Source organism: Chryseobacterium sp. JV274 (assembly GCF_903969135.1).
In the GTDB taxonomy this organism is placed as follows: Bacteria; Bacteroidota; Bacteroidia; order Flavobacteriales; family Weeksellaceae; genus Chryseobacterium.
In genome coordinates, this window is the sequence record NZ_LR824569.1 from 2,329,485 (window position 1) to 2,343,431 (window position 13,947).

Below are 13,947 nucleotides of genomic sequence, written 5' to 3' on the forward strand. Positions count from 1 at the left end.
TATAAATAAAAAAATGAAAAAAATAATACTAGACCTTGCCACTACATTAGACGGATTTATTGAAGGACCCAACGGAGAAACCGATTGGTGTATCATGGATGATGATATGGATTTTGATGGATTTCTTTCCAGAATAGACACTATTTTTTACGGAAGGGTAAGCTATGATGCCTGGGGAAATTATCAGCCGGAAGACAATACAGATCCGGAAGAACAAAAAGTTTGGGAAGCAGTTCATTCAAAAAATAAATTTGTCTTTTCCAGTCAAAACAGAGAAGATGAAAATGCTGTTTTTATCAATTCTGATATTGCACAGAAAGTTTCCGAAATAAAAAATCAGGGCGGAAAAGATATCTGGCTGTATGGTGGGGCGAGCCTTATCAAAACATTTATTCAGCTTAACCTTATTGATACCTACAGAATATCCGTTCATCCGATTGCTTTAGGAAAAGGGAAACCTCTTTTTGAAGATTTAAAAGAAAGATTAAATCTAAAATTGATCAAAACCAATGTTTTTAAATCCGGTGTGGTACAACTTATTTATGAGGCTTAACCTTAAAACAGTCAAGACATGAATGCTCAGCTTGTAACTATTATGATGTATGTGAAAAATGTGCAGCTGCTCAGGAACTTTTATGTGGAACATTTTAATCTGAAAGTGATTGAGGAAGATTCGATCTGGGTTTTACTTGATGCCGGAGGTGCTCATATCGGACTTCACAAAATCGGAGACCAGTATCTTGAAAAAATTGAAACGGGTCATCTCTTCGATAACAATACCAAATTCGTTTTTGAAATTGACATTGACATAGAATCCGCAAGAAACGAGCTGGTCTCCAAAAACATTCAGATGAGAGAGATCAAAACTTTTGAAAACTACCCTTTTTGGCTCTGTGACGGAACCGATCCTGAAGGAAATGTATTTCAATTAAAGAGCAAAAAATAAAAACTAATTCTACAAAACCATGAAAAAAACAATAGGAATTTTATTCTTCATCTTTTTATCTCATATTGTATCCGGACAAAACATAAACACTATAGAAAAAGAACTGGAACTTTCTTTCCGGAAAATCGGTCACTGGTATGCAGATCAGAACCACAACAGGGATGCTGCAGATTCACTTACGGCAGCTAATAATGAATTTGAAAAGTTATTGCTGAAGCACACATCCAATCCGCAGACTATGAGATATGATTTTAAATCACTCAGAAAAAGTGGTTTACAGGTTTCTTCATCCGAGGATGGAAAACTCAGGATTTATTCATGGGATACATGGAACGGTGGCACAATGCATTTCTTCAAAAATATCTTTCAGTATGAAGCAGATAGCAAAGTATATTCTGAAATAATTGGTGATAACAGTGAAATGAATCCCCAGACATTTTATTATAAAATCAATGATATTATCTCTGAGAATAAGAAATATTATCTCGCTCAAAATATGGCCACATATAGTTCTGCCCTTACAGCTCACAGCATAAAAGTTTTTTCTATTGATAATGGAAAACTCAACAGTGATGCCAGGCTTATTAAAACCCAAACCGGTATCAGAAACCAATTGAGATATGAAATAGATCTTTCGGCAAAATCTAATTGGAATAATGAGATTGAAAATTACAATATTGAGTATGATGGTAAAAACAAAATCATCAGTATCCCACTGATTCTTGACGACTATAAAATTACAGATAAAAAAATCCGCTATCAGTTCAAAGGGAAATACTTTGAAAAAATATAACATGAAAAAGATCATTGCCCTCACCTCTGTTATCTTAATTCTTACCCTTTATAACTATCCTATTTTTGACGACAAAAAAATCACATTTACCATTATTTTTATGTGCTTTGTTGTGATCATATTTTCGCTAGCTAAACTCTATTCCGGTAAAAAAGAGGATTATGATTCAGTTGAAAAAGAAATGGACATACTGCATGAAGATAATGGAATATTTGAATATACAAACGATGGATTTTACTTTAAACAAAAAAATATAACAGAGTTTATAAAATGGGATGAAATTAATACAATAAACAGATTCACATTTCCTGTAAAGCCTTATGGCGGACAGTCGGGACTGGAAGTTATTACTGATCAAAAAAATTATGAATTTAATGATAAAACGAACCCTGGAATCGTAAAGCTTACCGATCAACTTTACAGCTATCTTCCGGACTGGGAAGAAGATTCACCCATGGAGATAAATAATTTTGGGCTTAAGAAGACAAAGTTGTATGAAAGAAAACCTTTACAGTAATCGATCAGACATGCCAGTCATCCTTGAAATTAAAAACAAAACCAATTGGCTGGTCGCCTTTGTAACAAGTGTAGGCTTACTCATTTTGTTTTGTATAATTCTTATCATCGTCTCTATTGGATTTCTTCAACCTGCAGGTTTCATCTCTTTCGTGCTTCCTTTTGCTGCCCTCTTTATTTTTATTCTGTATATCTGGTTATGGAATAATTTCGGAAAAACAGTACTTACCATTGACGATGGAAACCTGACAGTACAATATAAAAACAAATTATTCACAAGTCCTAAAACTTATCTGAAAGAAGAAATAGATCGTATTGAAACGAAAAATTTTGAAGTAGAAAGACATCAATTGGGTGTCCGTTACCATTTTTCAATAAGTGGTTCAACGTATTCTGTAATTCTTATACAAAAAGACAGCGAAATAAGAATTGTAGATTGGATCACCGAAACTAAAGCCGGTGAAATAGTAGATGAAATACAAAAAGTTTGGTATTAACTTTTTGTTATAATAATTAAATAAAGAGTTGTGATAAAAAAGACCGATCAATCTAAGCACCGCATCTGTATTTCAAAAATAAAAAGAACTACAATTAAACCTTACAATGCCTTTGAATGGACAAAGTTGTATGAAGACAACCAATCATTTTTAAATACATATCCTGACATACATGTAGAACTTAATGATGAAGAACTTCTAATTTGTTCGACCATCATTGACTCCAATAATTATAGTATTCTGACGACACAAAAACTCATCACATCCGAAAACGGAGTCTTAGAATCCGGTCTTATTATACATGCAAAAAATGAGCTGTATGGAAATTTTAAAGGCCACGGAAATGAGAAACTCACTTTTGGAAAAATTATTATTGAGCATGGAAAAATCATAAAATATTTTATTGAGACAGGAAAAGCATCTATGATTATGATTTATGGGGTTAAAACATTAATTCAAATTAAAGAAAGTTCACTTTCAGCTCCACAACAATAAAATAGTTTTGAAATCCCATGTAATATTATCACACTTAAAAGTGTCTTATTTAAAAAATTACATGAAGTCTATTTTAACCTGCATTATTTTCTTGCTTGCAACTAGTCATCTTTTTTCTCAGAAATCAAAAAAACTGGAACAGTTATTCTCAACGTATGAAAAGGCCGGCTTGTTCAGCGGTTCTGTTCTGATTGCTGAAAAAGGAAAGATTATTTTTGAAAAAAGTTACGGCTATAGAAATGCGCCTAAAAAACTGAAAAACACCAATAACAGCCTTTACCGGGTTTTCTCTACCACAAAAATGTTCACTGCAACAGTTATTTTTCAGCTGGAAGAACAGGGAAAATTATCTTTGAATGACAAACTTTCAAAATATTATCCTGATTTTCCAAAAGGAGACAGCATCACTTTGGCCCATCTGCTTTCTCATACCTCAGGAATTCCCAATGATACCAATTCTGAGTATACTGTAGATGAGGAAACATTTTTAAAATATATTTCCGCAAAACCATTAAATTTTTCACCTGGTAAAGATTGGGATTACTCCAATTCCGGATATTATATTCTCAGTTATATTATAAAAAAAGTGACTGGTCTGAATTATGATAAAGTAATAGAAAATAATATCCTCAAACCTCTGAAAATGGATCATAGTGGATTCAATTTCAATACTGTTACTGATGAAAATAAAGCATTTGGCTATGAGTTTTTATCTGATAACATGTCAAACGAGGCATTACGCTTCAAAACAGATCATCCTTTTGGAGCAGGGGCCATGTATTCTACTGTAGAAGATCTTTTTAAGTTCAATGAAGCGCTGAAGAATTACACGCTCCTGAAAAAAGAAACAATAGATAAAGCTTTTACTCCTTATCTTAAGGATCATTATGGATTAGGCTTTCAGATTTCGACTGTTTTTGACAAAAAACGGGTAGGTCATGATGGCGGCGGGCCAGGTTACAGAAGCAGATATTACAGAATTTTGGAAGATGATATTTGTGTGATTGTAATTTCAAATTCAGAATTATCACACACCGATTTTATTTTTCCTCTGGTAGAAAAAATACTGTACAATAAGCCTTATACCATTCCAGCCATTGCAAAAGTGAGTGTGGAGGATTTAAAAAAACTGGAAGGAGTTTATTACACTGAAAATTCAAATTTTTATATAAACAGCGCTGATGGATTTCTGGTTTTCAAAGAAGGCAGTTATCCTAGAAATGCCTTATTGCCAAAAAGCAAAACATCATTTCAACTGGATGATAAATTTACCTGTACATTTAAACCTGATCAAAACGGAAAAATAGATGCTGTTGTCATTCAGTTTTGGGATGGAACGATGAAAACAGCTAAAAAAAATACACAAAACCTTACCTGGGGAATCATAGGAAATGCAACTCCTAATGGTTGGGATGGAAAAGATATCCCACTACAGACAAATCCCAAAACCCCGAATATTTATTTTCTGAAAAACTATAAACTGAATAAAGGCGATTTAAAATTCAGATTTAATAATGACTGGGGATACAGCCTCGGACTGAATAATGATAATAAAAGTCTTGCCTTTGATGCATATGCCTTCCCAATCAATGAAGACGGATTTTATGATATTGTTCTCGACATGACCAATACTGTAAAACCACAATTCAGCATCAAAAAATCAGTTCAATAAAACAGGTATTTATATAGTAAAAAATACATATTTTTCAACCGCACTGTTCCGAGTGCGGTTTTTATTTTGAATATCCGTTGATATTTTTTATTACTTTTATCTCACACAAAATCAAACCACAAAATATAATCTATGCCTCATTTTATTATAGATTGTTCACAGGAAATTCTTCAGCTGAGAACGCCTGAAGAAATAATGGATGCCTTATATGAAGCGGCTGATGCAACGGGTTTGTTTGCTCCCAATGATATAAAAGTCAGACTTCAGCCCTATCAATATTATAAATTAGGCATTCATAAGAAAAACTTCCTGCATGTCTTCGGATACATTATGGAAGGCCGTACTACAGAACAAAAAGCTCATCTTTCCAGACAGATCTGCAACAAACTTTCTGAATTGCTGGCTGACATTTCCTTTCTTTCTGTAAATATCAATGATTTTGAAGTCGCAACATACAGCAACAAGGCACTCATTAATCCTGAGAATATAAATAACGACCGGCATTTCGGACTCTGATGTCTTTCTTTTTTAAACCAACACCAACTAAATACTAATATTATGAGCTTAAAAGCATTAGTCAACAAAAGCGTACAGTACAATAATTGGGTAGTCAACAAATATATTGACTGGTTATCCACAAAATCTGACGAACAGCTTAATCAGGAAACAATTTCAAGTTTTCCGACTATCTTAAAAACATTACACCATATCTGGCAGACCCAGGAATACTGGTGGAGTCACATTTCTGAAAAAAATGATTTTGATTTTACTAAAACTACAGAAACTACCAACAAAGAAGATGTTTTCAATGCTATTAAAAACAATTCACAAAAGCTGGTAGACTATGTGGAAAGTCTCTCTGAAGACGATCTTTCAAAGAATGTGAAGATAGAATCTCAATGGTTTCAGTGTGATTTTTCAAAATATGAATATATTCAGCACGCCATTCTTCACGGGACTTATCACAGAGGGCAAATCGTAACGATGGGACGAAATATCGGAATAACAGATGCTCCTATGACAGATTTCAACTTCTGGAATATTTATAAGGATAAGCAGTAATATTATCCGTTTTGTGGATAAGTCTGATAAAGAATTTCAGAACCCCAGCACAAACCTAATTAAACTACTGATTTTAAATATTTTAAATTAAAAACAACCAGTTATCCACATCTTGAAAAATTTGTGGATAACTTTTCATGCTTCAATTTACTTCTGTGGATAGACTATGGATAAGTTTTTCACCCATTGAAACAAAACCTCATAAACATATTAAATTCAATCACTTATACCATATATTAATTTACTGTAAATTTCCACAATATAAAATCATGTGGATAAGTTCTGTGGATAACTTACGTACATTTTTTTAACCTTATTATTCAGCAATTATTAGCCCAGATTATTTAAAACTAACACTTGAGGTTATCCACAAAAATAAATTACTCCAATAATCAGGATGTTTTTTTATCCTCTCAGAATCATTAGATTTTTTGTAAGTTAGTTGATAAGGAATACAACCTCATTTTCAATAAATTTTAATATAAAAAAATTCAATGTACAACACTACAATCCAAAAAGAATGGTTCTCAGAAGGAGAACGCTATGCAAAAGAAATCAATGAAATGGTTGAGTTTGGTGAAAAAAACGGCTGGGAAAACTGGAAAGGTAAAGAACCTGAAGATAACAGAGCCAATATAGTCCGCGAAGTTTTTGAACTGCTTAAAACTGCTAACAAAAACGAAGACACAGAAAATTTCAGGGAACATTTCCCACCTGCCCATGCTCCTATTATTCCCTTAATGGAAAATAAAGCTCAGAATATTGAGCATATGCACTTTATCTCTGATGAAAAAATTGTTTTTATGACAGGCACATCATATGAAAAAAGACAGGCTTATCTTCTTGATAAAGATATTATTACACAACTGGATGAAAATATCCGTGCCATCGGAAAATCTAACCGGGAAAACATTTTCGCCATTGCAGATTCTCATAAAATATCTTTATACAAAGGTTGGAAAGGAGACCTCATCAATGAATTTGAACTAGATGAAAACCCAGATTTTGGAATTACTGATTTGTATCCTTTCAATGATGGAAGCAAAGTAGTGATTGTTTCCTCAGACGGAATTTTCCTGGTTTCAAATACTGAAAAAAAGCTCATCCATCCCATCAATGAAGACCATGAAGAAGACTGGAGCTCTCAGATTGATATGGAAAATGCAGCATTATCCAACGACAATTCTTATATCGTAGTCGGAGATCAGTGCTATGATCACAGAATATTGGATCATGAAGGCAATACTGTAGGATCTATAGGACCTCAATCGTCTTATCCACATTTTTGTCTATTTGCAAAAGATGATAGCCAGCTAATTACAAATTCCTGTCATTTTTACAATGGAATTACCATAGGAATCAATGCTGATCAATATGTAGGAGCTGATATTGAAGCCTATACGGAAAGTGAAGACTTTACTTTCATTGATGAGGAAATGAGAGTCTATGAAGGTATTGCCATAAAAGATTATTATATCCTTGGAGACGCTTACGGCTATATCAAAGCCTTTGATAAGAATGGAAACCAGCTTTGGAGATACTTCCTTGGTTCTACCATTACAGGAATGGCACTTTCTGATGATGAAGAAACCCTGTGGGTAGCCGCACACTCAGGCATTTTACACAAACTGAAATTAGAAAAAGGGCACAGAGATGCTCATACCATCGGAAATGGAAAGCATTATGAGGAATTCAGATTGCTGGTCTGGAAAGATGAACCTCAGATCTGGAAGTGGTAATTAAAACCTAATTAACAACAATACAGTAATGCAAAATACCAGAATTTTCACAACAGCTTTTGCCAGTGTTTATCCACATTATATTCAAAAAGCAGAAAAAAAGGGACGCAGTAAAGAGGAAGTGCATGAGATTATATTCTGGCTCACGGGATACAATGAAAAAAGTCTGCAGGAAATACTGGATCACAAAACTGATTTTAAAACATTCTTTGAGCAGGCTCCTCAACTGAATCCCAATGTTTTATTGATTAAAGGTGTGATCTGCGGATATCGTGTAGAAGAAATTGAAGATGAACTTATGAGAAATATCCGGTATCTGGACAAACTGATTGATGAGCTGGCGAAAGGAAAGAAGATGGAAAAAATTTTGAGAACAATATAAAAAATAAAATTTCAATGTACGAATGGAATTATTTTTACGGAGCTATTATGCTGGACAAGGATTATAATGGTTTTCTAGACTTCATTAACAATAAAATGAAGGATCACAAATATTTTTATTTTCATCCGCAAATCTTCTCCCATGCCACTCAGGAACCGGCATATTATTATGACAATATTCTTATTTCTTTTGGAAGAACAGAAAAATGGCTTATCGACGATACGAGCCAACTACAAAACTTTATTCGGGAATTCGAAGATATATTAAGTCAACTGGATTTTGATCATGCTCAGATAAAGACTGGGGGAATTAATTCAGATCATTCATTCTTTTGGTCAAACAAAGAAAAGGTGACAAGGTCTTATCAGTCTGATATTATGATGAATTTTGGGCAAAAATATCAAATACGGCTTTATGAAAGTGAAAAATTCTATTTTGGACTGTGAGAGATTAATTTATCAACCGGACTGTTCAATAAAAAAAATGATGATAATGATCTAAAGTCTTTTGACAGACAATATAAAGATTTTAACTACCCTTTTTAAAGGCCATAAATTTCACAAAATCTCTTCTCCATTTCAAAAAACTTCCCGAAATTAGCGGTCTGTGCGTTAAATACTATTCAATGAAATAAAAATTTAAATTACAACATACAATAAAACTTAGTATAAGTTTTCTTCGGGGCAGGGTGAAATTCCCTACCGGCGGTTACAGTCCGCGACTCCTTTCTTATGAAGGGACTGATCTGGTGAAATTCCGGAACCGACAGTTAAAGTCTGGATGGGAGAAGAAAATGAGATGACCAATAAGATTCCTTATGGATTCTTGTTGCGTTGTATTTCATTTCCATGTACCGAAGACTATTTTAACTTTTAAAAGTAAAATAACATGGAAAAATTATTAGAACAATTCGGAGCAACATCCAAAGAACGTGTAAAAAAAGCACTTTCAACTTTACAACAGGGAAAAGGTATTCTACTGGTAGATGATGAAAACCGCGAAAATGAAGGTGATATCATCTTTCCCGCTTCCACTATTACAGAACAGGATATGGCACTTCTGATCCGCGAATGCAGCGGCATCGTCTGCCTATGCATTTCTGAGGAAAAAAGCCGCCACCTCAACCTTCGTCCGATGGTGGAAAACAACAATTCAAAAAATCAAACCGCATTTACCATTTCCATTGAAGCCAGAGAAGGCGTGGAATCAGGTGTTTCAGCAAGAGATCGTGTAACAACGATCAGAACTGCCGTGGCAGCAGGTGCTCAGGCAGAGCATATTGCAAGTCCCGGACATGTTTTCCCTCTGATCGCCAGAAAAGACGGTGTATTTGAAAGACGCGGTCATACTGAAGGCAGCGTAGATCTTGTAAAAATGGCCAATCTGGGTGATGATGCCGTACTTTGTGAACTGACAAATGAAGACGGTTCTATGGCAAGACTTCCTGAAATTGTGGACTTTGCTATCAAAAAAGGGATGAGCGTCGTGACCATCGAAGACATTTATGCTTACCGTAAAATGGTGATGAGCAATTAAACTTAAATATTTTTAACGCACAGAGTCGCCTGCTGATATGATCAGCAGGCGTTTTTATTAAAAATTTAATCAAAAACAAATAAATTTAACATTTTGATACTATTTTTTAATTATTTTTAACAAAAAAAATCTTGACTATGAAAAAAACTTTACTCCTTTTATTAGGAGCTTCTGCAATGTTTTCTGCGCAGATCACGCTTACAAAAGCAGCCAATGACCCTATTTCCGGAAACCTTGTCAATTACAATCATGTAACCGGAGTGGTAAACAACTCCGCAACAGGAGCTAACGTTACATTTTCAAATGGAGGTCTTATCATGGGAGTTTCGTCAATAACGACTTATTCTACTCCTACTTCTACGGAAATATCGACTTTTCCAGGTTCAACTATTAAAATGGCAGATGGGGCAACAACTGTTTATTACAAAGCGTCTTCTACTAAACTGGAAATCACGGGAATTGTAAACCCACAGGCAACTTTAAATTTTAACGTGGATAATGGGACCTATAATAGTTATCCATTGACCTACGGACCTGCCCAAAATGATACAGCCAAAGGAACTTTCTCATCGTCTTCTGCCAACGGATTGTTCAGCGGTACAATGGCTGCCATTGCTGATGCATATGGAACTCTGATTATAGGTAATCAAACATACAGTAATGTTCTTAGAGTAAAATACACACAGAACTTTAACCTATATGCATCTTTTGATATTATTTATGCCAACCCTATCGGAACAGTTACCAATACAGCCTATGCTTATTACGATGCTTCTCACAGATATGCTTTGCTAAATTCTACAAGCGGAAATATCAGTGTTCCATTGTTAAGTATCAACCAGACAGTAGCCACTGCACTAGCTTTAAACGAAGCATTTCTGGCTACAAGCAGCAATGCAGTAAAAAAAGAAAACTTAGTGGTTTATCCTAACCCTGCACAGGACTTTATCGGTTTCAAAGGGAATACCGATAATTATTCCAAAGCAAATATTTACAGTCTGGACGGAAAACTGGTAAAAACATCAGATGTAAAATCCGGAAATATTCAAATCTCAGATCTTCCACCAGCGTCTTATTTCATTGAGATCAGTGGGAAAAATACTACAGAGACAAAGAATACAAAATTCATCAAGAAATAATAAAAACAAAATCCCCGCTCCTACAAATGAGCGGGGATTTCTTATTAACATTCAAAATTGCTTTTAAAAAGTAGCTGCAGGAGCTGTTTCGTTGTTAAGCTTCCGCTGAATCTCTGTCTTTTTCCCTTTAGAGAAATCATAACTCAGTCCTAATACAAACATTGACTTATTATTCATAATCTGAGTATGAACTTTATAATCCACTAAGCTTTCCGGTAAACTTTTCGTTTTGTATTCTGAAGGCATCCCTATCCAGTACATGCCTGTGGAAAACGTCCAGTTCTTGTGTTTATAACTTACAAAAATATTATTCTGATTTTCGTTCGTGTTCAGGAAAGCTCCGCTAAGACTATACACCGGAATATTGAACTGATACTGAACTGAGAAGGATTTATATTCTGAGGAAAGCGAAAAATAATTTCCTAAATAATCATTCTTAATCAGAGCACCAGTACTGGTTTTTACCGTTTCAGAAGTAGGCGTAATCACAGCTTTTATTACAAGCAGGCTATTCCCAAAAGGTTTATAAGATCCTGTAAGCTGCACTCCGTACCGCTGTCCGTTTTTTCCGTTTTCATAAGTCAGCGCATAACCTCCCAATATATCATCCTGAACATAATACTGATTGATTACCCTGTTGGTATATCGGTAAAATAAACCTGCATTAAAATCAAAGAACTTGTTATTAAAAGAATAGGTCAGGTTGTTAGAAAATACCTGCTGAGATTCTAAAAAGGGATTTCCTCTTTGGACAATATTAGGAGCCAGCTGCACCACATTACTGCTCAAAGCATTACTCCATGGGCTTACCGGATTATAGCTAGCTGTAAAACGAAGATTCTGATTGTTTTTAAGTTGATAGGCTAAAATAACCTTCGGAGTAAAAGTCCATTCATCAAAAGTATTCTCTGCACTTTTGTTGTGGATATTCGTTAGACCAGCTCCGATACGGTAGCTGAATTTATCAACTTTTCCTGCAAACTCTGTGTAAAAATACTGTTCCAAATAATTGACACTGTATTGAGAATATCCGGCAAGGTTATTCAGATCATTGGAAATAGAAGACCTTGAAATACGATATCCGGATGAAAGTTTTCCTGCCTTAAAATCATGAGTATGGGCAAGTTCTCCCACCAGGCTCGTTTGCTTTGCCTTTAAAATCATATCATTATCATATACCGAAAGTCCGGAACCTGTAATCCACTCCTTCGCTGTTTCTGAAGTATTGGTTGTATAATGAGAACCTACTACATTAATGCTCAGCTCATCTTTTTCACCAATCTTTTTGGAGTAATAAAGATCCAGCTTAGGAATCACATAATCTGAACCATTATTTTTAAACATTGCATGTTCTTCCTTCAGATCATCTTCACTAAAGGTACTCTGCCCCACTCCTTTTGAAAATCTGCTGAAAATATCCATATTCAGTTTGGCCTGAAAAGCATAATTATCAGGAACAAGTCTCGTATAGCGTAAAGCAACATTCTGGAAAGTATACCCGAAATGATCTTTCCTGTTTTCATCAGAACGATAATGCTTTCCGTTCAGCTGGTAATCATAAATACTGTTTACTCTTCGGTCATCATAATCCCTCAGGTTCAGAGAATATTCAAGCCCAAAATTATTTTTCCCTTTTGTATAATTCGCATAGGCAGAACCATTCACAAATCCTGTATTCAAAGCCGTGGAAACATCTGCCCCGAACACATATCCTGTTTCTGTGGATCTTGTCAGAATATTAACTACAGTATCTGCCCTTGTTGCCCATCTTGCCGGCGGAATATCATAATACTCAACTTTCACAACCTCACTGGGTGCAACACTTCTGATCTGCATATCTGTAGCTTCAATCCCGTTGATCAAAAACAGTGTAGTTCCTCCCTTAGTGCTGGTAATGGTATTCGCTACCGGATCCAGCTGCAATTCCGGAAGGGTACGAAGCAGATCTTTTGCATAGCGTGCTCTTTCCAATGCTTCTTTATCAAAAGTATAAACGGCCTTATCAGCAAACTGTTTTTTACGTTGTGATTTTAAAATAACTTCCTGAATTTCTTTTGTTGCTGCAACATCGGCTGTATCATTTTTCTTCTCCTGGGCAAAAACAAAAGTTCCGCAAAGAAAGAATATGGTATAAATAGTTTTTTTCATATCAAAAGATGAATTATACTATTAGGACAATCAATTCCCGATGTGTATTACATTGATGATGGCTAATATTCAGGATTTAACAATAATTTTTCTTTAAATTCTAATTATTATGTTAAATACAGCCCGTTTTTTGCTGGTATTATTTAACATCACAAAATAGTAAAGTCATGAAAAAAGCATTCATATTAATTCCGTGCTTTCTTTTTTCAGTATTAGGAGCTCAGGAAGCCCAAAACAGTTCGGCAGAAAAGATGAATATCATCAAGACCAATGTTACAGCCTATGCTTTCAGAAACATTAACCTGTCTTATGAGCGGGTCATCAACCAATGGCTTTCGGTAAACATAGGTTTCGGAACAATGCCTGAAGGGAAAGTACCATTCATCAATGCCTTTCTGAAAGATGAAGATGAGAAAAGATTTCAAAATCTTAGGGTAAAAGCTACCAACTTCACCATAGAACCCAGATTTTATATCGGTAAAGGCTATGGAAAAGGATTTTATTTTGCACCTTATTATCGGTATTCAAGTGTCACTTCCAATACTTTTGATTTTTATTATGATTATAATGGCCCAAATGGAATTGCCTATCAAATTCCCCTTAAAGGCCAGGGAGATACCAAAGGAAACAGTGGAGGTCTGATGGTTGGTGTACAATTCTTTCTCACCAGAAGTCAAAATCTTGTTCTCGATTTCTGGATTGCTGGCGCTCACTACGGAAGCGGAAAAGGTGATTTTATAATGACCTCAGATTATGCATTGACTCCGGATATGCAGGCTCAATTAAAAAAAGAAATAGAAAATCTGGATATTCCTTTTGTAGATTACACCGTGGAAACCAACGCCAATGGAGCCAAAATAAAAGTGGACGGTCCATGGGCAGGCTTCAGAAGCGGACTTTCTATCGGGTACAGATTTTAAAAACATACAACTTATACTAATAACCGTTCTGATATCAGAACGGTTTATTTTTTTCTGAAATTTGTATCTTGGATGTCAAAAAACTTGTCTGAAACAATAATA

At 34.9% G+C, this 13,947-nt stretch carries 16 protein-coding genes and 1 riboswitch; of the genes, 15 read left to right on the forward strand and 1 reads right to left on the reverse strand.

Going from position 1 to position 13,947, the window contains the following annotated elements:
• Nucleotides 1–13: 13 nt before the first annotated feature.
• From CHRYMOREF3P_RS10800 to CHRYMOREF3P_RS10865, 14 genes are all read left to right on the forward strand, one after another.
• A complete protein-coding gene (locus CHRYMOREF3P_RS10800) occupies nucleotides 14–553 on the forward strand; it encodes a dihydrofolate reductase family protein (protein WP_180564610.1) in 540 nt (179 codons plus the stop codon).
• Between the two features lie 18 nt (nucleotides 554–571).
• Nucleotides 572–946, forward strand: coding sequence for a VOC family protein (locus tag CHRYMOREF3P_RS10805; protein WP_180564611.1), 375 nt, complete (start codon nucleotides 572–574; stop codon nucleotides 944–946).
• Between the two features lie 19 nt (nucleotides 947–965).
• A complete protein-coding gene (locus CHRYMOREF3P_RS10810; protein WP_180564612.1) occupies nucleotides 966–1,739 on the forward strand; it encodes a hypothetical protein in 774 nt (257 codons plus the stop codon).
• A gap of 1 nt (nucleotide 1,740) precedes the next feature.
• Nucleotides 1,741–2,256, forward strand: coding sequence for a hypothetical protein (locus tag CHRYMOREF3P_RS10815; RefSeq protein WP_180564613.1), 516 nt, complete (start codon nucleotides 1,741–1,743; stop codon nucleotides 2,254–2,256).
• A gap of 10 nt (nucleotides 2,257–2,266) precedes the next feature.
• Entirely contained in the window at nucleotides 2,267–2,752 is a 486-nt protein-coding gene (locus tag CHRYMOREF3P_RS10820; protein WP_180564614.1) for a hypothetical protein, read from the forward strand.
• 30 nt (nucleotides 2,753–2,782) lie between these two features.
• The gene (locus CHRYMOREF3P_RS10825; protein WP_180564615.1) at nucleotides 2,783–3,247 is read left to right on the forward strand and encodes a hypothetical protein; all 465 of its coding nucleotides are present in this window, start codon (nucleotides 2,783–2,785) and stop codon (nucleotides 3,245–3,247) included.
• A 61-nt stretch (nucleotides 3,248–3,308) separates the two neighbouring features.
• Nucleotides 3,309–4,919 (forward strand): serine hydrolase, encoded by a 1,611-nt coding sequence (locus tag CHRYMOREF3P_RS10830; RefSeq protein WP_180564616.1) that lies wholly within the window; start codon nucleotides 3,309–3,311, stop codon nucleotides 4,917–4,919.
• 132 nt (nucleotides 4,920–5,051) lie between these two features.
• Nucleotides 5,052–5,435 (forward strand): 5-carboxymethyl-2-hydroxymuconate Delta-isomerase, encoded by a 384-nt coding sequence (locus CHRYMOREF3P_RS10835; RefSeq protein WP_077418930.1) that lies wholly within the window; start codon nucleotides 5,052–5,054, stop codon nucleotides 5,433–5,435.
• 42 nt (nucleotides 5,436–5,477) lie between these two features.
• On the forward strand, nucleotides 5,478–5,981 hold the full coding sequence (locus CHRYMOREF3P_RS10840) for a DinB family protein (protein ID WP_077418929.1): 504 nt from the start codon (nucleotides 5,478–5,480) through the stop codon (nucleotides 5,979–5,981).
• Nucleotides 5,982–6,475: 494 nt separating this feature from the next.
• Nucleotides 6,476–7,720: a hypothetical protein gene (locus CHRYMOREF3P_RS10845; protein ID WP_180564617.1), complete on the forward strand. Its 1,245-nt coding sequence runs from the start codon at nucleotides 6,476–6,478 to the stop codon at nucleotides 7,718–7,720.
• Nucleotides 7,721–7,748: 28 nt separating this feature from the next.
• A complete protein-coding gene (locus CHRYMOREF3P_RS10850; protein ID WP_077418927.1) occupies nucleotides 7,749–8,102 on the forward strand; it encodes a DUF2200 domain-containing protein in 354 nt (117 codons plus the stop codon).
• A 14-nt stretch (nucleotides 8,103–8,116) separates the two neighbouring features.
• Nucleotides 8,117–8,548, forward strand: a complete 432-nt coding sequence (locus tag CHRYMOREF3P_RS10855; protein ID WP_180564618.1) for a hypothetical protein — start codon at nucleotides 8,117–8,119, stop codon at nucleotides 8,546–8,548.
• Nucleotides 8,549–8,772: 224 nt separating this feature from the next.
• A riboswitch (FMN riboswitch) is annotated at nucleotides 8,773–8,898 on the forward strand.
• A 92-nt stretch (nucleotides 8,899–8,990) separates the two neighbouring features.
• A complete protein-coding gene (ribB, locus tag CHRYMOREF3P_RS10860; RefSeq protein ID WP_180564619.1) occupies nucleotides 8,991–9,638 on the forward strand; it encodes a 3,4-dihydroxy-2-butanone-4-phosphate synthase in 648 nt (215 codons plus the stop codon).
• Nucleotides 9,639–9,775: 137 nt separating this feature from the next.
• Complete coding sequence (locus tag CHRYMOREF3P_RS10865) at nucleotides 9,776–10,777, forward strand: T9SS type A sorting domain-containing protein (protein WP_077418925.1); 1,002 nt, start codon at nucleotides 9,776–9,778, stop codon at nucleotides 10,775–10,777.
• 63 nt (nucleotides 10,778–10,840) lie between these two features.
• On the opposite strand, the gene CHRYMOREF3P_RS10870 is transcribed toward CHRYMOREF3P_RS10865, so the two are convergent.
• Complete coding sequence (locus CHRYMOREF3P_RS10870; RefSeq protein ID WP_180564620.1) at nucleotides 10,841–12,925, reverse strand: TonB-dependent receptor domain-containing protein; 2,085 nt, start codon at nucleotides 12,923–12,925, stop codon at nucleotides 10,841–10,843.
• A gap of 167 nt (nucleotides 12,926–13,092) precedes the next feature.
• On the opposite strand from CHRYMOREF3P_RS10870, the gene CHRYMOREF3P_RS10875 reads away from it, so the two are divergent.
• Entirely contained in the window at nucleotides 13,093–13,845 is a 753-nt protein-coding gene (locus CHRYMOREF3P_RS10875) for a DUF3575 domain-containing protein (RefSeq protein WP_077418923.1), read from the forward strand.
• The last annotated feature ends 102 nt before the right edge of the window (nucleotides 13,846–13,947 follow it).

Bases quoted from the DNA above. Each gene is read 5' to 3' on its own strand.
- CHRYMOREF3P_RS10805 (WP_180564611.1), top strand. From the start codon at position 572: ATGAATGCTCAGCTTGTAACTATTATGATGTATGTGAAAAATGTGCAG.
- CHRYMOREF3P_RS10850 (WP_077418927.1), top strand. From the start codon at position 7,749: ATGCAAAATACCAGAATTTTCACAACAGCTTTTGCCAGTGTTTATCCA.
- CHRYMOREF3P_RS10835 (WP_077418930.1), top strand. From the start codon at position 5,052: ATGCCTCATTTTATTATAGATTGTTCACAGGAAATTCTTCAGCTGAGA.
- CHRYMOREF3P_RS10810 (WP_180564612.1), top strand. From the start codon at position 966: ATGAAAAAAACAATAGGAATTTTATTCTTCATCTTTTTATCTCATATT.
- ribB (WP_180564619.1), top strand. From the start codon at position 8,991: ATGGAAAAATTATTAGAACAATTCGGAGCAACATCCAAAGAACGTGTA.
- CHRYMOREF3P_RS10800 (WP_180564610.1), top strand. From the start codon at position 14: ATGAAAAAAATAATACTAGACCTTGCCACTACATTAGACGGATTTATT.
- CHRYMOREF3P_RS10840 (WP_077418929.1), top strand. From the start codon at position 5,478: ATGAGCTTAAAAGCATTAGTCAACAAAAGCGTACAGTACAATAATTGG.
- CHRYMOREF3P_RS10820 (WP_180564614.1), top strand. From the start codon at position 2,267: ATGCCAGTCATCCTTGAAATTAAAAACAAAACCAATTGGCTGGTCGCC.
- CHRYMOREF3P_RS10870 (WP_180564620.1), bottom strand. From the start codon at position 12,925: ATGAAAAAAACTATTTATACCATATTCTTTCTTTGCGGAACTTTTGTT.
- CHRYMOREF3P_RS10815 (WP_180564613.1), top strand. From the start codon at position 1,741: ATGAAAAAGATCATTGCCCTCACCTCTGTTATCTTAATTCTTACCCTT.
- CHRYMOREF3P_RS10830 (WP_180564616.1), top strand. From the start codon at position 3,309: ATGAAGTCTATTTTAACCTGCATTATTTTCTTGCTTGCAACTAGTCAT.
- CHRYMOREF3P_RS10855 (WP_180564618.1), top strand. From the start codon at position 8,117: ATGTACGAATGGAATTATTTTTACGGAGCTATTATGCTGGACAAGGAT.
- CHRYMOREF3P_RS10875 (WP_077418923.1), top strand. From the start codon at position 13,093: ATGAAAAAAGCATTCATATTAATTCCGTGCTTTCTTTTTTCAGTATTA.
- CHRYMOREF3P_RS10845 (WP_180564617.1), top strand. From the start codon at position 6,476: ATGTACAACACTACAATCCAAAAAGAATGGTTCTCAGAAGGAGAACGC.
- CHRYMOREF3P_RS10865 (WP_077418925.1), top strand. From the start codon at position 9,776: ATGAAAAAAACTTTACTCCTTTTATTAGGAGCTTCTGCAATGTTTTCT.